Source organism: Lysinibacillus sp. FSL K6-4013 (assembly GCF_038630435.1).
GTDB classification, from domain to species: Bacteria; Bacillota; Bacilli; order Bacillales_A; family Planococcaceae; genus Lysinibacillus; species Lysinibacillus boronitolerans.
In genome coordinates, this window is the sequence record NZ_CP152031.1 from 518427 (window position 1) to 536286 (window position 17860).

Consider the following 17860-nt stretch of genomic DNA (forward strand, 5'->3'; position numbering starts at 1 on the left):
GCGATGACGCAGATCAATCTTAAAAGTGATGTATTAGCAAAGGATGAGCAATATGTATGGCATTCAATGAAACCCTATAATCCGCAAGCCACGTATGTAGTAGAGAAATCTGATGGTGCAAAAATCACAGATACAGATGGTGCGGAATATATTGATGCGATGGCTGGGCTATGGTGTGTCAATGTTGGCTATGGTCGTAAAGAATTAGCGGATGCAGCACATGAGCAAATGATGAAAAATGCTTATGCACCTTTATCTCAGGGACATTTACCAGCAGTCGAACTAGCCGAAAAACTTAATGAAATGCTTGGTGGAGATTATGTTATTTTCTTCTCTAACAGTGGTTCAGAGGCGAATGAAACAGCTTTTAAAATAGCACGCCAATACCACCAGCAAAAAGGACAAAGCTCGCGCTATAAAATTGTCTCTCGCTACCGTGCTTATCATGGGAACTCCTTTGGGGCTTTAGCGGCAACAGGGCAGGCGGAGCGTAAATATAAATATGAGCCTCTATCACCTGGCTTTATCCATGTTGCACCACCTGATCAATACCGTGAGCATGAAAGTGATACTATTGCGCCATTAGATTTAGCGAGTGTAAAGGCCGTAGACAAAACGATGACATGGGAGCTGGGCGACACAATTGCAGCGATGATCTTAGAGCCTATTATTACAGGTGGTGGTGTCATTATGCCTCCAGAAAACTATTTAAAAGGTATTGAAGAAGTATGTAAAAAACACGGCGCTTTAATGATTGTGGATGAGGTTATTTGTGGCTTTGGTCGTACAGGAGAGCCATTTGGATTTATGAATTATGGTGTACAGCCTGATATTATTACCATGGCTAAAGGAATTACAAGTGCCTATTTACCATTATCAGCTACAGCAGTAAAGCGTGAAATATATGAGGCGTTTACTGGATCAGATGCATACGGCTATTTCCGCCATGTAAATACATTTGGTGGCTCACCGGTGGCATGTGCAGTCGCATTAAAAAATATTGAGATTCTTGAGCAAGAGGCATTATTTGACCGTTCCAAGGAAGTTGGTGCAGCAACACTAAAAACATTGCAGCAAGAATTGCAGCAACACCCAAATGTGGGGGATGTACGAGGTAAGGGCTTATTGATTGGGATTGAATTAGTTGTAGATAAAATCTCGAAAGAACCTTTACCTGTGGAGAAAGTGAATGCAGTCATTGCAGCATGTAAAGGGCAAGGTGTCATCATTGGGAAAAATGGAGCTACTGTAGCAGGATTTAATAACGTCTTAACGTTATCGCCACCACTTAATATTGCACAAGAAGATCTTGACCGCATACTAAGTGTGGTTGTGAATAGTATAAATACGCTATAGTAACTATTCATGTAGGTTCTAAAAGCCATATCATAAGGGCTTTTAGAACTTTTATTAATGGGCTTTGGAGCAACAATCAGCTGTAGGGAGCATTATTATAGCTCAATAAAAATAAATATAAAATTCTGAAATTTATTAAAAAAATACTGGAAATATTAGATTTCATCGTTTATAGTTGTTAAAAATAATGAAATTTTCTGATAATAAAACAATGTTCTGAGAGGGAATATTTTTTTAATCACTTATTTTCAGCAGTGGAATAAATATACCTTGTATTTTGAACTATACTTTCTGAGTTAAAAGCAATTGTGATAGTTGAGGAAGCAATATCTTTCCTGAATTGAATTGTCTAATCTTAAGAAAATATAGTTTATTTTTTGCCTATTTATTTTCATCAGTGGAGAAAATAAATTCATTTTGGTAATTATATTTCTTAATCTAAGTTATAAGAAATATTTTTATATATTTTTACAAAGGGAGTAGATGAGATGAATTATGTTAAAAAATTGGTTTTTGTAATTCTATGTACATTGCTTTTAGCGGCATGCTCAGAGAAAGACAATTCTAACGCATCAAATACTGGGGACAAGTCTACTACAGAATCAGGTACAGCTAGTTCAAAAAATGAACTTGTTATCGCTGTAAATGAAAACTTTATTTCAATGGATCCGCATAACACTGGGGATACAAATTCGAGTTCTGTACAGGAGACAATGCTAGAAGGATTGTTAGGCTTCGATGCAGATGGTCAAATTATTAAGGTTTTAGCAGATGATTATTCAATTAGTGAAGACGCTCTTGTCTATACGTTCAAACTTAAAGAAGGGGTTACTTTCCATGACGGGGAACAGTTTAATGCTGAGGCTGTAAAGGCCAACATTGAGCGAATCATGAATGATGAAAGCTTACGTTTATATTCTCGTGGTTTTAGCTTAATCAGCAATGTTGAAATTCTAGGCGACTATGAAATTAAAGTTACTTTAAAAGAACCATATGGACCAATGATTACACGTTTCGGAGTTGCCAAAATGATTAGTCCAAAAATGATTAAAGAAAATTCAGCAGATATACCTAAAAAACCTGTTGGTACAGGTCCTTATAAATTTGTTGAATGGGTACAAGGAGATCATTTAACAATTGAAAACTTTGACGGCTACTGGGATGGAGGAGAACGTGTTGCTAAAATCACCTATAAACCAGTGCCAGAAAATGGCTCACGCGTAGCGATGCTAAAAGCGGGTGATGCACAGGTTATCTATCCAGTGCCAGCTCAAAATATTGATGAGCTTTCTAATAGTAAAGGTGTAGAGGTAAATAAAGTCCCTTCTACAATTGCACACTACGTTTCATTAAATACCTATAAAAAACCTTTGGATGATATTAAAGTTCGACAAGCCTTTAACTATGCGGTGGACAAGGATGCTTATTTAAAAGTGGTGAATGCTGGACTAGGTTTACCATTAGACTCCATTATTCCTTCCAAAACCGTTTATTATAAGCAGCAAAAAATGTATGAACACAATATTGAAAAGGCAAAAGCATTATTGGCTGAGGCAGGCTATCCTGATGGCTTCGATATTGAAATTTGGGGGAACACAAACTCAGATACGATGAAGGGTATGCAGTTTATTCAACAACAGTTAGGTCAAATCGGTGTAAAAGTAGAAATTAAATCAATGGAAGAAGGTACTTTATCAGACGAAATCTATGGTGCACAAACACCAGAGGATGCGAAATTACAAATGTGGTATGTGAGCTGGTCAGCCTATGCTTCGGATATAACGAATGCGACAAAGCCTCTTTTCCATAGCGTATCATTCCCACCGAATGGTGCAAATACAGCTTACTATCATAATACAGAGGCAGATCAATTAATGGATGAAGCTAACTCCATTTCAGATGTAGATCGCCAAGCTGAATTATATGAAAAGTTACAGGAAATTGTTTATCAAGATACACCTTGGATTTTCTTAGGGGTAGATGAGGTTGTATATGGTGTACGTTCAAATGTCAGCGGTGTGCAAGTAAACCCTACAGGTGGACTTGATGTGAAGAATGCCAAAGTCGAGTAATGAACAATAAAAGGAATTGATGCTCGTCAATTCCTTTTCTACAAAAATAGAAAGGAGGAAGGCAGCATGTGGAAGTATATAGCAAGAAGAACTGTTGAAATGATACCAATATTAATCGTCATTTCCATATTAACATTCTTATTTATTCATTTCATACCAGGTGACCCTGCAAGGTTAGTAGCTGGGAAGGATGCCACGCTAGAAGATGTTGAAAACGTACGCCATGAGTTAGGTTTAGATAAACCCATTCTTAAACAATACGTGGATTATATGAAAAATCTTGTGACGGGTGAGCTTGGAACATCTTTAACAACAGGACTACCTGTCATAGATATGTTTAAAACAAGGTTTATGCCTTCTCTTCATCTTACTTTTCTTTCCATGTTTTGGGCTACATTAATGGGTTTGGTAATTGGTGTTGTTTCAGCCATCAATAAAAACAAATGGCCTGATTATTTTGGAATGGTAACGGCTGTTTCTGGTATTTCAATTCCAGGATTTTGGCTGGGCTTATTATTGATTCAATTATTTTCAGTGCAGCTAGGGTTATTTCCAACAGGTGGATTAGATGGCTTTTCTAGTTATATTTTGCCCTCCTTGACCTTAGGGGCTGGCATTATGTCAATGATTGCTCGATTTACTCGCTCTTCTATGCTGGAAACGTTACAAGCAGATTTTATAAGAACAGGGAGAGCAAAAGGACTGAAAGAACACTCTGTTATTGTGACCCATGCTTTAAGAAATTCCCTAATTTCTGTGGTAACAGTAGCCGGCCTACAATTCGGATTTCTATTAGGAGGATCGGTGGTAGTGGAGACAGTCTTTAGTTTTCCAGGGATGGGACGACTTCTAATCGATTCGATTGCCTTTCGAGATTATCCCGTCATTCAATCTGCACTGCTGTTATTTGCATTTGAATTTATTTTAGTCAATTTAATAGTTGATGTGCTTTATACCGTGTTAAATCCAAAAATCCAATTAAATTCTTAAGGGAGGGAACAAAATGACTTCACCAACTACTATGCAAAATAGCCAAGTGCAAAATACACAAAAAAAATACTCTCCTCTTAAAGAATTTTGGAAGTCTTTTAAAAAACAAAAGGCTGCTTTGGTAGCAAGTATCTTTATAGTGTTGTTAATTGTAGTCGCTTTTATTGGTCCTTATATCGCACCGTACGACCCTTTTGAACCGAATTATGATGCTTTATTAGAGGGACCAAGTGCAAGTCATTTGGCAGGAACTGACGAGTATGGTCGAGATATTTTTAGTCGTTTGATAGTAGGTGCAAAAATATCCTTGATGGTGAGTTTTAGTGCCGTATTTTTAGGCTTAATACTAGGAACTATTTTAGGTTTAATTAGCGGTTACTTTGGTGGGTGGATTGACAAAATCATCATGCGTAGCTGTGATGTATTGTTTTCATTCCCAGATTTATTATTAGCAATTGCCATTGTAGCCTTATTGGGTCCTGGTATTAATAATGTCATCATTGCTGTGATGATCTTTAGTGTGCCATCTTTTGCACGTTTAGTCAGAGGTGCTACATTGAATGCGAAAGAGAATGTTTACGTAGAAGCAGCACAATCAATGGGAGCTTCACATGTTCGAGTGCTGTGGAAACATATTTTCCCTGAAACCATTAGTGAGTTAATCATTTTTGTCACAATGCGTATAGGAACAGCCATTTTAGCAGCTTCTGGTTTAAGTTTTTTAGGCTTAGGTGCAAGCCCTGAGATGCCTGAGTGGGGAGTAATGCTAAGTAGTGGGCGCGACTATTTAGGGACATCTTCGCACGTAGTCATCATGCCAGGCATTGCCATATTTTTAACCGTACTAGCATTTAACTTAATAGGTGATGGATTACGAGATGTCTTAGATCCAAAAATAAAAAATAATTAAGGAGAATGCCTATGCCAGAACATGTATTGCGAGTAAGTGACTTAGAAACGTCCTTTACGCGTGATAAAAGGGAAATCAAGATTTTAAGAGGTGTCAATTTTTCCATCCGTAAAGGAGAGATATTAGGCTTAGTGGGAGAATCGGGTAGTGGAAAAAGCTTAACATCGTTATCCATCATGCAATTATTTCAAGGTACTACAGGCAAAATCGTCAATGGCTCTATACATTTCAATGGACATGACTTGACGAAAATGTCCGAATCAGAAATTCGGAAGATTCGTGGCAAGCAAATGGCCATGATTTTTCAAGAGCCCATGACCTCTTTAAATCCTGTCTTAAAAATAGGCAAGCAGTTAATGGAAGCAATTGAGATGCATTTAAAGCTGCCGAAGAACGAAAGTAAGCATCATGCAATCCAAATGCTAAAAAGCGTTGGTATAGGAAGAGCTGAGGAAATCATTTATGAATATCCACATCAGCTATCAGGAGGAATGCGCCAGCGAGTTATGATTGCAATGGCTATGGCCTGCCATCCTAATTTACTTATTGCTGACGAACCAACCACTGCGCTTGATGTCACGATACAAGCTCAAATTTTAGAGCTAATGAAAAAGCTAAAGGAAGAAAATGAAACAGCTATTTTATTAATCACACATGATTTAGGTGTTGTTGCGGAAATGTGCGATAGGGTAGTCGTAATGTATGCAGGGCAGGTTGTAGAGGAAGCAGATGTCTTTGAGTTATTTGCTAGCCCCAAGCATCCCTATACAAAAGGTTTAATTGCATCCGTACCGAAAATTGGTGATAACAAAGAAGTATTAGAATCTATTAATGGTCAAGTACCATCCCCACAAAATATGCCGAATGGTTGTAAATTTGCTCCACGATGTAATCAAGCGATGTCTATATGCCATCAGGAGAGTCCACCGACAGTAAAAATTTCAGCTACTCGCCAATGTAGCTGCTGGCTATATGTGAAAAAGGATGTGGAAGTAAATGCCTAACAGTATATTAAAAGTGGAGAATTTAAAAAAGAGCTTTCAAATAGCAGGAGGGCTATTTCAAAAAAAGCAGTATGTTAACGCGGTCATAGATGTTTCCTTTGAAATAGAAGAAGGTACGACGTTTAGTTTAGTTGGGGAAAGTGGTTGTGGTAAATCTACTACAGGTAGATTAATCACTAGATTAATAGCACCAACGAATGGAAGTATCATTGTGGACGGGAAAGAAGTAGCAACTGCAAAGCAATCTGAATTAAAGCATTTAAGGCAAACTGTTCAAATGATTTTTCAAGACCCATATGCCTCTTTAAATCCAAGAATGAAGGTCAAGGAGCTTATTGGGGAGCCTTTAGAAATTCATACAAAACTTTCAAAAGCAGAGCGTGAAAAACTAGTGCTTGAAATGCTGGAAGTCGTTGGATTAAATGCTGAACATGCTGATCGCTATGCGCATGAGTTCAGTGGAGGACAAAGGCAGCGTTTAGGTATTGCACGCGCATTAATAACAAAGCCAAAATTAATTATTGCTGATGAGCCCGTTTCTGCGTTGGATGTATCTATACAATCGCAAATATTGAATCTATTAAAGCAATTGCAGCAAGAATATAAAATATCTTATCTCTTTATTTCTCACGATTTAAGTGTTGTAGAACATATTAGCCATTATATAGGGGTCATGTATTTAGGGTCTATTGTAGAAATCGGGCGTAAAGAAACCATATTTAATGAACCAAAGCATCCCTATACAAAAGCGCTCATTGCATCCGTACCGATCGCAGACCCAACATTACGAAAAAAGAAGATCGTTTTAACTGGTGATATTCCAAATCCTAAAAATCCGCCAAGTGGTTGTACCTTCCACACAAGGTGCCCCTTTGCATCAGATATATGTAAGCAAGCTATTCCGGAAATGAAAAAAATTAACGAAGAGCAAAGTGTCGCATGTCACTTTGTCAACTAATCGAAAGGGTGTATAGAAATGAAAATAGGGTTAAGCACATATAGTATGGTCAAAAAAATGAGACAGGGGGAAATGAATGTACTGGATGTCTTACAATGGGTAGCAGACAACGGTGGACAGCATGTAGAATTAGTACCCTATGAATTTACCGTTGTAGATAACTATGAACTTGCAACTCAAATAAAAGATAAAGCAGCAGAGCTAGGATTAGAGCTATCCGCCTATTCGTTACCAGCTAACTTTATTCAGGATACGGAGGAAGCTTTTTTAGAAGAGGTTGAACGTTTAAAGAAGCATGTTGATGTCGTACATCATATGGGCATTCACATTATGCGCCATGACGTTACTCTCTTTACTTTACCAAAGGAGCAAACGTCCATTCATTATTACAACGAGCACTTCGAAGAGATGGTTAGAGGCTGTCAGTTAATTGCAGATTACGCGAAACAATTTAATATTACGACAACGATTGAAAATCACGGCTTTAATGTTCAAACAAGTGATCGTGTACAACAATTAATTCATGCGGTAAACAGAGACAACTTTAAAACAACTTTAGATATCGGTAATTTTTTATGTATTGATGAAGAACCTCTAATTGGTGTTATGAAAAACGTCCCTTATGCTGCTACGGTGCATTTTAAAGATTTTTATATTCGTCCTTATTATGAAAATCCAGGTGAGGGCGAATGGTTCCGTACAGTTCATAACAACTACATCAGAGGTGCTATTGTGGGACATGGCGATATAAATATTCGAGAAATTATTAAACTCGTAAAAGGCAGTGGATATGATGGCTATCTTACTATTGAGTTTGAAGGGATGGAAGATTGCCAAGTTGGTTCAAAAATAGGGATGGATAATGTACGTCGTTTATGGGACGAATGCAAGCTCTAAAGGAGGAAAGAACATGGACAAATTAAAAGTTTGTGTCATTGGCACAGGTTCTATTTCAGATTTTCACTTAGGTTCCTATTCGAATAATCCATTCGTTGAGTTATATGGCGTGTATGATGCTTCTCTTGAACGAGGCAAAGCAAAAGCAGTTCAATTTGGAGCAACACATGTTTTTTCTTCAAAAGAAGAGCTATTCGCAGATAAAAATGTGGATGCTGTAAGTATTTGTACATGGAATAATACACATGCCGAATTGGCGATTCTTGCTTTGGAAAATGACTTACATGTTCTAATAGAAAAGCCGCTATCTATGACTTATGCAGAGGCTCTAAATATCCAAAAGGTTGCAGAAAAGCATCAGAAAGTATTTCAAGTGGGCTATGTAAGACGGTTTGCCACAAATACCAAAGTACTGAAAAGCTTCATCGACGATAACAAATTGGGCGATATTTATTATGCTAAGGCTTCCTGCCTAAGAAGATTAGGTAATCCAGGAGGCTGGTTTGCTGAAATTGATAAGTCTGGCGGCGGACCTTTAATTGATCTAGGGGTACATGTAATTGATATATGCTGGTACTTAATGGGGAGACCAAAGGTGAAACGTATAACAGGTCATACTTACAATCAGTTAGGAAACCGAAATCATATAGAAAATTTATCCTTCTACAAGGCTGCAGACTATGATGCAACTAAAAACACAGTAGAAGACTTAGCAAATGCCCTCATTACATTTGAGAATGGAGCGTCACTAATGGTAGACGTTTCCTATACACTACATGCTTTAAAAGATGAAATAAGTATTAAGCTATATGGCACGAACGGTGGTGCAGAGCTAGAGCCAGAATTAAAAATTGTAAGTGAAGAGCATAATACGATTTTAAATATTCATCCTCAAATTAACGATTTAACATTTGATTTTGCGACAGCCTTTCAAAATGAAATCAATTCATTTGTTGATTGTTGCCTTCATCATTATGATTCAGTTGCACCTGTAGAGGATGGAGTAGAAATTATGAAAATCTTAGAAGGTATTTATATTTCTGCAACTGAAGGAAAGGAAGTTGTTTATTAAAATGGTGAAATTGGATAATAAAATCGGTGTGATAGTAGACAGCTTTCGTTTACCTATTCGTGAAGGTTTGTTAAAGGCGAAAGAAGTTGGTGCACAGGGGGTACAAATGTATGCCGTTTCAGGTGAGTTGGACCCCGATAACCTAAATGCTGAACAAAGAGCAGAATTGAAGGCGTATATCTTAGGGCTAGGTCTAGAAATCTCCGCATTATGTGGAGATTTAGGTGGTCATGGCTTCCAAGACAAAGCAGAAAATGCCAGAAAAATAAAAAAATCAAAAGAAATACTGCAATTAGCCAAAGACCTAGGAACATCCATTGTTACAACTCATATTGGTATTATTCCTGAAGATGAAAATGATCCAATTTATCAAACAATGCTGGAAGCCTGCGAAGAATTAGGACAATATGCTACATCATTAGATGCTTATTTTGCGATTGAAACAGGGCCAGAAACGAGTAAAACATTAAAAGGGTTTTTAGATAAGCTATCAACGAACGGTGTATCGGTTAATTTTGATCCTGCCAATATGGTGATGGTAACAAAAGATGATCCTGTAGCTGGAGTCAAACTATTAAAGAAATATATTGTACATACACATGTAAAGGATGGTATTCAACTGCAACCAACGAATCCTAAAGATGTGTACGGGTACTTAGGATACGATTCTGGAACATCTCATGATAAAATAGAAGAAATGGTGGAAAATGGAGAGTTTTTCAGAGAACTTCCATTAGGTCATGGAGATGTCAATTTCGAGCTTTATTTTTCAGCTTTACAAGAAATCGGATACAATGGCTATTTAACTATTGAACGAGAAGTGAGATCAAATCCCGAAAAAGACATCAAAGAAGCTGTACAATTCATAGAAAAGTTTAAATAGGGGTTGAATCTAATTTGAAAAAGCAAGATCAAGTACAAATGCGAAGACAAAATAAATATATTGTGCTTGACGCAATAAGGCAGATGGCGCCAATTTCAAGAATTCAATTATCAAAATATACAAAAATGAGCCCTACAACCATTACGCGTATTGTGCAAGAACTAGAAGCGGAAGGCTTTATTCTTGAAGGGGTATCGGAAGAAACAGCTATTGGTAGACGTCCTACGTTAATTCATATGCGCGAAGATGCTTTATATACGATTGGTATAGAAATTGACTGTTTTACTATTCGAATAGGTATATTAGATTTCTTAGGGAAGCTTATTGCCTTTCAGGAAATCAAATGTAACATCAAGCATCAATACGAAGAAGCTATACATCTACTAAAACGATCTATAGAAAATATCATGACAGAATATCAGATTGCTCACGATAAATTACTAGGCATTGGGATAGGAATTCCAGGAGTAATCAATAACGAGGAAGGGATAATCGTTTCCTCTGAGCAATTGAAGTGGGAAAACTGCCATATAAGAGAAGATTTAAATGGAGTTTTTGGTTGTGAAGTCATCGTAGATAATGAATTAAAAATGCAAATTATTGCTGAAATTGGTGATATCTATACACCACTGTATTCAAATTGTATTTTAGTCGGAATCGGAACAGGAATAGGAGCATCTATATTATTAAATGGAGAAGTGTATCGTGGCATTCAAAATAAAGCTGGAGAAATAAGCCATATAACGATTAATCCCTTTGGTGAGATGTGTCACTGTGGTAAAAGAGGGTGCTTATCCATGTATGTTTCTGAAGTTACGCTGTTAAAAAGAACACCTAAAAATCTTAATATTCAATCAATAGAAGAGATTTTGCATTGTGTTGATCAAGGCGAGCAATGGGCGGTTGATATTCAGCAAGATGTAGCTACTTTTCTAGCTATTGCCATCAATAATCTAGTTTGTTTATACGAACCAGAGGCTGTCATCGTCAGTGGAGAAATTATTGAGCACAATGTGACATTTCAAAAACTGCTTAGTGATAAGTGTAAACAGTATATATGGAAGGAATTACAACCCTACTTTGATTTACAGTTTTCCAATCAATTAAAAGAAGGGGTTGTTAAAGGAGCGGCATTACAAGCACAAAAGCAGTTGCTGTCTGTTTAAAGAAAGGTTGGTTGATTCGTGGCTTACGCAGAATTTTTAAAGGAGTATCGTTCAGGATTAATGGAAAATGTGCATTATGGACAAATAAGTGCTGTGAATCTAACGAAGGAAGAATTCGTCTCTGTAGGTCAAGATTATGAGCCTGTGTATTTTCGTTCTGCAGCAAAACCATTTCAAGCCATTCCCATTTTTATGACTGATTTTATAGAAAAGTACGGGATTACTTCAAAAGAAAGTGCATTATTTCTAGCTTCACAAAGAGGCGAAATATATCATCAAGAGGCATTAGTCTCTTTGCTGGAAAAACTTCCTATTAATGAAAATGAGTTAATTTGTGCAGCATCCTATCCATTAAATGAGGAACCTAAAACAAAGTATATTCAACAGGGGTTTGAAAAGAGGAAACTATTTCATAATTGCGCTGGCAAGCATTTAGGATTTTTAACTGCATGTCTAGCGAATGGCTATGATGTCAAGCAATATTGTCATCCAGAACATCCACTGCAACAGATGATAAAAAAATATATTGCTTATTTAAGTGAATATGAGGTAGAGAAAATTCGTACAGGGATTGATGGCTGTGGTGCGCCCGTCTTTGCGATTCCGTTAAAAAACATGGCCATCGCTTATTTAAAGTTAGCACGACCAGAATTAATTGATGATCGACTGATTCGTGAAGCAGTAATAAAGCTTACGACAGTAATGAATCAAGAGAATCATATCATTGCAGCACAAAATTTTATTTGTACGGCATTATTAAAGGACCCCAATATTGTGGCAAAGGGCGGGGCACAGGGCGTATACTGTTTTGCTCTTAGAAACGAAGGATTAAGTTTTGCCTTGAAAATTATGAATGGTTCAGAAAGTCCATGGCCGAATGTAATTGCTTCTGTATTGGAACAAATTCAGTATACAAATCAAGAAACAATTGACCGTATTAAAGCATTGTCTCCTGCATTTGTGCGTAATGATGCAGGGGTTGAGGTAGGAGAAATTGTTTCTACAATTAAAATCGTATAGAGGTGAAGGCACTTGTATGTTTTGGCAATTGATGGTGGTGGAACAAAAACACTTGCGACAATCTCAACGTGTCGTGGGCAAATTATGGCGCTAGCAGAAACAGGAAAAAGTAATCCCACATCCATGAGCTTCGAGCAATTTACTGAGACGATAACAGAATTAATAAATGATTTAAAAAGACAACAACCTCACGAATTTCAACACATTACAAAGTGCCATGCGGGCCTGTCTGGTGTAACAGAAAATAATAATGAAGAAATTACCCATGCATTACTAACCTCGCTTTTACCGAAAGACTGTCAACTATCACTATCGAATGATGGGTTGAACGCGCTGTATGCGGGAACATTGGGTCAGCCTGGCATTGTACAGATTTCTGGTACGGGTGCGATTACACTCAGTATTGATTCTTCGGGAAGAATTGAGCGTACAGCAGGATGGGGTTATATTTTTGATGATGAGGGCAGTGGCTATGATATTGGCATTCGTACATTAAAAGCGGTATTTAAAGCATTTGATAAAAGAGGTCCTGAAACGCTTCTAACAGCAGCAGTATTAGAATATTTTCAATTACAATCCGTTCCGCAGATAATTGAAGTGGTCTATGGTGAAGCACATCCGCGTGATACCATATCTCCTTTAAGTAAGATAGCAATTGAATGTGCTAAACGTGGTGATGGAGAAGCCAATACAATTATTGATCAAGTGTGCTATGTTTTTTATCAAAGTATAGATGCTTGTTACAAAAAAAATCCATTCACAGATAAGCGAGTCAAAGTAGTCTTAGCTGGTGGCGTTTTTAATGAATTGGAGCTATTTATTAAAAAGTTAATCACTATTGATAAAAAGAATAGTAATCAGTATGACTTCGTGGGTGCTTATAGCTTACCTGTAGGTGGTGCCGCTTTAGCTGCATTAAAATTACCAAGTAAGGAAGCCCAGCTATTTATCGATCAATATAATGCGAGTATGAAGGAGTTTTTAACGAATTAATCCCCCTTTAATCTAGCAAGTAGAGAATGCATGAATTTTTCTCTACTTGCACTTTTGTTAGTCCCCTACTTTAAACATATAACCCTTATATGAATTATGAATAATCATGACGATTCCAATAAGCATAAAATTGGATAGTAACGAGCTTCCACCATAGCTTAAAAAAGGTAGGGTGACACCTGTGACAGGTAAAAGCCCAATGGTCATGCCGATATTTTGAGTAATTTGAAAGGCTAGTAAGCTTGAAATACCTGCACCCATTAAGGTCATGAAGGGGTCTCGCGCTACTACCGTAATAACAACAATACGATAGATAACAAAAAATAGAAGAGCTATTACAAATGCTCCTCCAACAAAACCCAGCTCTTCTGCAATAGCGGAGAATATAAAATCGGTATGTTTTTCTGGTACATAGACATTGTTATGTAGATAGCCCTTGCCCACAAATTCCCCTGATCCGATGGCCATAAAGCCTTGGCGTACTTGAAAAGAAGAATCAGTATATTCATAAGGCTGAAGCCATCCATAAATTCTTGAAATCTGATGTCCTGATAGGGCACCTAAAACCTTCTCTGTAAAAAATTCATTAAATCGGACATAGAGCACTACTAGCGTACTGATAATAACTAGAGGAACAGCCGTAAATACGACTAGAAGCTTTCTATGAATACCTGAAAAGAAAATCATTGGTAAAATCATCGCCATATACAACATAACCATACCTGTATCGGGTTGCCTATAAACAAGTAGGGTAGGAGGAAGGACAATTAGCCCGATTTTTACAAGTAGCCAAAAATCTGCTAGATAAGAGGGGCGGACATTTTTTTCTTGATGAGCAATAATGACCTTACTTACAACTATTAAAAAAGCGAATTTTAAAAACTCTGATGGTTGGAGAGAACCTAAAAACGGGATTTGATACCATGATTTTGCCTGATTGATCGTCCGAGCAATGCTCTCAGGTGCAACAATAAGCCCAGCCGTTAAAGCAACTATTAGGAAGTAAAAGGGCCATCCAATCTTCTTTAGCTGTTCAATATCAAGTAAGGATATTCCAAACATGATGGTTAATCCGATGAGATAAAATAAGAATTGCTTGATAATAAAGGAGCTTGCATACTGTTCAAAATTTACACTACTAGAATGGACAAAAAGGCAACTAATAGCGCCGAGTATTAGAAGACTTATTACTAAACTCCAATCTAACTTCTTCAATTGCGTCAAATGTAACACCTCCATTCTCTATTATCAACGCTGACAATGTATGGAAGGTTGCGGATGTTTTTTCAAATAATAGTATGAATAAGAAGCTATAGTATGGCTAATATAGTGATTTAAATTACCTAAAAAGAACTAAATGATGGGTATAAATTCTTAATATTTCGATCAAAATTTACAAAAACATAACACTGGCTTTATATCTCTATACTATCATTATTGGTAAGAGTTGGAGGAGGAGCCAAGGACCATGCATTTTTTCCGTTTCATTAAGGTGAAGGACAAGTTACTTGTACTCATGATTGTTTGTGTATTATCGAATGTATTGCTAGGTGTATTCAGTGTAGATTATTTAAGGAAAATGTCGTGGCATGCAAGTGAGAGTTACACACAGGGACTTGTCCCAATTGGATGGCTAAATGAGCTTGAAGAATCACAGCGCCGACTAGATTTTATAGTAGATTCGAAAGGTGACGATAAAGAAATGACAGCCATTTTACAAAACATGGCACAGCCTTTAGAGCAACTAGATAGCCATGAAATTGATAAAAAGATGAGTCATCAAATTAAGAAGTATAAGTCATTGCTTAAGAAGCAGGAAGAAGCCATTGAGGATTTTAAACAATTGAAACATGATGAGCTAGATCCATTTTATTTGCAAATATTCTTACCAATTAGTCAGGAGAGTCATGCATTATTAGAAGATACGCAAAATTATTTGGTTCAAAGAGCAAAAGACCAACAGCAGGCTTATCAAAAAGATGTGCAATTCGGTTATTGGTTATTAGGTGGTGTATGCTTAGCGGTTGTCTTGCTTGTTATCCTTATAGGCTTTATCGCAACGAAGGCAGTTAATGTACCAACACGTCAGCTAAAATCATTATTAAAACGTGCAGAACAAGGTGATTTCACTGCCAATGCAAGTTATGTGGCTCATGATGAGCTTGGTGAAGTAGTTCTGTCTTACAATCAAATGGTAACAGAGGTGAAACGACTACTCCATACTGTGACAGACAGTGCCTATGAAGTAGAAGAAATGACAGGGAAATTGCAGAAATCCTCTGAGCAATCATCAACAACGACATTAAAAATAGCGAAGGATGTACAATCAATTTCAGAATCAACGTCTGCATCTTCTAGTAAACTAGCTTCAAATACGACTTCCTTAGAGGAAGTTTTAAATGATGTACAGGTTATTTTAGAAAAGGTTCAGGTAGTAGAAAGTTTTGCCAAAAAAACGGCCAGAGATGCAGAAAGTGGAACTGAAATTGTACAGGCTAATTTAACGCAAATGCAAGCTATTAAGCAGGCGGTTGAAAAATCTAATACAGCTATCTTTAATCTAGTAGAGCGTGCTGCATCGATTGACCAAATGATTGAAGTAATAGAAAGAATAACAGCACAAACAAATTTACTAGCGTTAAACGCATCTATTGAGGCTGCTAGGGCAGGAGAGCATGGCAAAGGTTTTGCAGTAGTGGCTAATGAGGTTCGTAAGCTTGCAGAGCAAACTGTTCAATCGACACAAACGATTACATCCATTGTACAGAACATCCATTTAGATTCGAGTTATGCGGTACAAATGATGGAAGGCGTTTTAGTAGCGACTGAAAAAGGTGTAGCTGTCACAGGACAAACTGCGTCAAGTTTTGATCAAATTTTAGAAAAAGTACATACGATTAAGCCTTATATTATGGAAGTATCTGCTACAGTTCAAGAGATTGCCAATCACACGAAGAAGGTAAGTGAGGATGCAAGTATGCTGACAGCTTTATCCGATACGAATGCCGTGTCTACTAAACATGTTGCTGCATTAACAGCTGATCAATTAACAGCTCAACAACAGTTCCATAATTATATTAAGGAATTGCGCAAAGTATCAAAAGTTTTGCAAATAGCTGTCAAACGTTTTTCGATATAATTTAATAGTAAAGAATAATATTGAAAAGGGGTCTTCTTTGCAAAAAATAGCAAAGAAGATTCTTTTTTGCATGGCTACAAAACTAGCTTATGAAAGCGTAAATGTTGTGTATTTTTGAGGTGTACAATTGTGTTTTGTATATTTTTGTAGCACAATATTTTTTATGTCCTCATATACTGTGGATAAGGGATTGTATGTTCTTTGTAAGGAATATTATTAATATAATTGTTGTATTTTCAAAACGAACACATTATAATGAATTTCATTGAAAGTGTTATTAAATCAATGTTTATCAATACATTTTTGTACTTTCTGGAAGTACAATTGTTCACATGTGGAGGTTTTGGGAAATGAAAAAGATTATTGTTACTGGAGCACTTGGTCAAATTGGTTCTGAGCTTGTAGAAAAACTTCGTGGTATTTATGGAGAGGACAATATACTTGCTACAGACATTAGAAAGCTTGAACATACTAAGGGCCCATTTGAAATATTGGACGTGACAGATGGACAAAGAATGCATGATTTAGCAAAGGACTTCGGTGCAGATACGATGATGCATTTAGCTGCGCTATTATCAGCTACAGCAGAAAGAAATCCATTGTTAGCTTGGAATTTAAATATGGGCGGGTTAATGAATGCGTTGGAGGTTTCACGTGAGCTAAATATGCAATTTTTCACGCCAAGCTCAATTGGTGCGTTTGGTCCGTCTACACCTAAGGAAGATACACCACAGGATACTTTGCAAAGACCAACAACCATGTATGGTGTAAATAAAGTAGCGGGTGAGTTATTATGCGATTATTATTTCAATCGTTTTGGTGTTGATACACGTGGAGTACGCTTCCCAGGATTAATTTCTTATGTAACGCCTCCAGGTGGTGGTACAACAGATTATGCAGTAGAAATTTTCTATGAAGCAATCGAACAAGGCAAGTATACATCGTATATTCAAGAAGGTACGTTCATGGATATGATGTACATGCCAGATGCTCTACAAGCTATCGTAGATTTAATGGAGGCAGACGGTAGTAAGCTCGTTCATCGCAATGCTTTTAATATTACAGCTATGAGCTTTGAACCTTCGCAAATCGCGGCAGAAATTAAGAAGCACTTACCGAATTTCACAATGAGCTATCAGGTAGATCCAGTTCGTCAGGCCATTGCAGATAGCTGGCCAAACTCTTTAAATATTGAAGCGGCTCAAAAAGAGTGGGGCTTCAAAGCTGAGTATGATTTAGCTAAAATGACGGTAGATATGTTAGAGAAATTAAAAATTAAACTGCATAAAAAAGCAATTTCATAATAAATGGACAACGGGTGAAGAACTAGACTTCATCCGTTTTTTATATGTATATAAAAGAAAATTATTGGAATATATAGATTAAATTATGAAATTAAA

The 17860-nt window shown here is 37.0% G+C and carries 15 protein-coding genes; 14 read left to right on the forward strand and 1 reads right to left on the reverse strand.

All coding sequences use genetic code 11. The features are described 5' to 3' along the window. The first annotated feature begins 3 nt into the window (after positions 1–3). From MHB39_RS02505 to MHB39_RS02560, 12 genes are all read left to right on the forward strand, one after another. The gene (locus tag MHB39_RS02505; protein ID WP_342545759.1) at positions 4–1356 is read left to right on the forward strand and encodes an aspartate aminotransferase family protein; all 1353 of its coding nucleotides are present in this window, start codon (positions 4–6) and stop codon (positions 1354–1356) included. A gap of 488 nt (positions 1357–1844) precedes the next feature. Further along, complete coding sequence (locus MHB39_RS02510) at positions 1845–3428, forward strand: glutathione ABC transporter substrate-binding protein (RefSeq protein ID WP_036078168.1); 1584 nt, start codon at positions 1845–1847, stop codon at positions 3426–3428. A gap of 66 nt (positions 3429–3494) precedes the next feature. Beyond that, on the forward strand, positions 3495–4418 hold the full coding sequence (locus tag MHB39_RS02515; protein ID WP_016993406.1) for an ABC transporter permease subunit: 924 nt from the start codon (positions 3495–3497) through the stop codon (positions 4416–4418). Positions 4419–4431: 13 nt separating this feature from the next. Beyond that, on the forward strand, positions 4432–5328 hold the full coding sequence (locus MHB39_RS02520; protein WP_052125378.1) for an ABC transporter permease subunit: 897 nt from the start codon (positions 4432–4434) through the stop codon (positions 5326–5328). Positions 5329–5339: 11 nt separating this feature from the next. Continuing rightward, the gene (locus tag MHB39_RS02525; RefSeq protein WP_342545760.1) at positions 5340–6332 is read left to right on the forward strand and encodes an ABC transporter ATP-binding protein; all 993 of its coding nucleotides are present in this window, start codon (positions 5340–5342) and stop codon (positions 6330–6332) included. Then, positions 6325–7290 carry a dipeptide ABC transporter ATP-binding protein gene (locus tag MHB39_RS02530; RefSeq protein WP_036078174.1) on the forward strand — a complete coding sequence of 322 codons (966 nt, stop codon included), beginning with the start codon at positions 6325–6327 and terminating at the stop codon, positions 7288–7290. Before MHB39_RS02525 ends, MHB39_RS02530 begins: the two co-directional genes overlap by 8 nt. A gap of 18 nt (positions 7291–7308) precedes the next feature. After that, positions 7309–8187: a sugar phosphate isomerase/epimerase gene (locus MHB39_RS02535; RefSeq protein ID WP_036078176.1), complete on the forward strand. Its 879-nt coding sequence runs from the start codon at positions 7309–7311 to the stop codon at positions 8185–8187. Positions 8188–8200: 13 nt separating this feature from the next. Then, positions 8201–9259 (forward strand): Gfo/Idh/MocA family oxidoreductase, encoded by a 1059-nt coding sequence (locus tag MHB39_RS02540; RefSeq protein WP_016993402.1) that lies wholly within the window; start codon positions 8201–8203, stop codon positions 9257–9259. 1 nt (position 9260) lies between these two features. Next, positions 9261–10142 carry a sugar phosphate isomerase/epimerase family protein gene (locus MHB39_RS02545; protein WP_026023428.1) on the forward strand — a complete coding sequence of 294 codons (882 nt, stop codon included), beginning with the start codon at positions 9261–9263 and terminating at the stop codon, positions 10140–10142. Positions 10143–10156: 14 nt separating this feature from the next. Continuing rightward, positions 10157–11308 (forward strand): ROK family transcriptional regulator, encoded by a 1152-nt coding sequence (locus MHB39_RS02550; RefSeq protein WP_016993400.1) that lies wholly within the window; start codon positions 10157–10159, stop codon positions 11306–11308. A gap of 18 nt (positions 11309–11326) precedes the next feature. Then, on the forward strand, positions 11327–12328 hold the full coding sequence (locus MHB39_RS02555; protein WP_342545761.1) for an asparaginase: 1002 nt from the start codon (positions 11327–11329) through the stop codon (positions 12326–12328). Positions 12329–12340: 12 nt separating this feature from the next. Further along, on the forward strand, positions 12341–13321 hold the full coding sequence (locus tag MHB39_RS02560; protein ID WP_342545763.1) for a BadF/BadG/BcrA/BcrD ATPase family protein: 981 nt from the start codon (positions 12341–12343) through the stop codon (positions 13319–13321). A gap of 57 nt (positions 13322–13378) precedes the next feature. Here the strand turns inward: MHB39_RS02560 and MHB39_RS02565 are convergent, their stop codons facing one another. Next, positions 13379–14545 (reverse strand): FtsW/RodA/SpoVE family cell cycle protein, encoded by a 1167-nt coding sequence (locus MHB39_RS02565; protein ID WP_052125379.1) that lies wholly within the window; start codon positions 14543–14545, stop codon positions 13379–13381. Positions 14546–14789: 244 nt separating this feature from the next. Here MHB39_RS02565 and MHB39_RS02570 point away from each other — a divergent pair, with 244 nt between their 5' ends. After that, positions 14790–16460: a methyl-accepting chemotaxis protein gene (locus tag MHB39_RS02570; protein ID WP_342545765.1), complete on the forward strand. Its 1671-nt coding sequence runs from the start codon at positions 14790–14792 to the stop codon at positions 16458–16460. A gap of 350 nt (positions 16461–16810) precedes the next feature. Further along, entirely contained in the window at positions 16811–17764 is a 954-nt protein-coding gene (locus tag MHB39_RS02575) for an L-threonine 3-dehydrogenase (protein ID WP_004225462.1), read from the forward strand. Positions 17765–17860 lie beyond the last annotated feature (96 nt).

Bases quoted from the DNA above. Each gene is read 5' to 3' on its own strand.
- MHB39_RS02505 (WP_342545759.1), top strand. From the start codon at position 4: ATGACGCAGATCAATCTTAAAAGTGATGTATTAGCAAAGGATGAGCAA.
- MHB39_RS02510 (WP_036078168.1), top strand. From the start codon at position 1,845: ATGAATTATGTTAAAAAATTGGTTTTTGTAATTCTATGTACATTGCTT.
- MHB39_RS02515 (WP_016993406.1), top strand. From the start codon at position 3,495: ATGTGGAAGTATATAGCAAGAAGAACTGTTGAAATGATACCAATATTA.
- MHB39_RS02520 (WP_052125378.1), top strand. From the start codon at position 4,432: ATGACTTCACCAACTACTATGCAAAATAGCCAAGTGCAAAATACACAA.
- MHB39_RS02525 (WP_342545760.1), top strand. From the start codon at position 5,340: ATGCCAGAACATGTATTGCGAGTAAGTGACTTAGAAACGTCCTTTACG.
- MHB39_RS02530 (WP_036078174.1), top strand. From the start codon at position 6,325: ATGCCTAACAGTATATTAAAAGTGGAGAATTTAAAAAAGAGCTTTCAA.
- MHB39_RS02535 (WP_036078176.1), top strand. From the start codon at position 7,309: ATGAAAATAGGGTTAAGCACATATAGTATGGTCAAAAAAATGAGACAG.
- MHB39_RS02540 (WP_016993402.1), top strand. From the start codon at position 8,201: ATGGACAAATTAAAAGTTTGTGTCATTGGCACAGGTTCTATTTCAGAT.
- MHB39_RS02545 (WP_026023428.1), top strand. From the start codon at position 9,261: ATGGTGAAATTGGATAATAAAATCGGTGTGATAGTAGACAGCTTTCGT.
- MHB39_RS02570 (WP_342545765.1), top strand. From the start codon at position 14,790: ATGCATTTTTTCCGTTTCATTAAGGTGAAGGACAAGTTACTTGTACTC.
- MHB39_RS02575 (WP_004225462.1), top strand. From the start codon at position 16,811: ATGAAAAAGATTATTGTTACTGGAGCACTTGGTCAAATTGGTTCTGAG.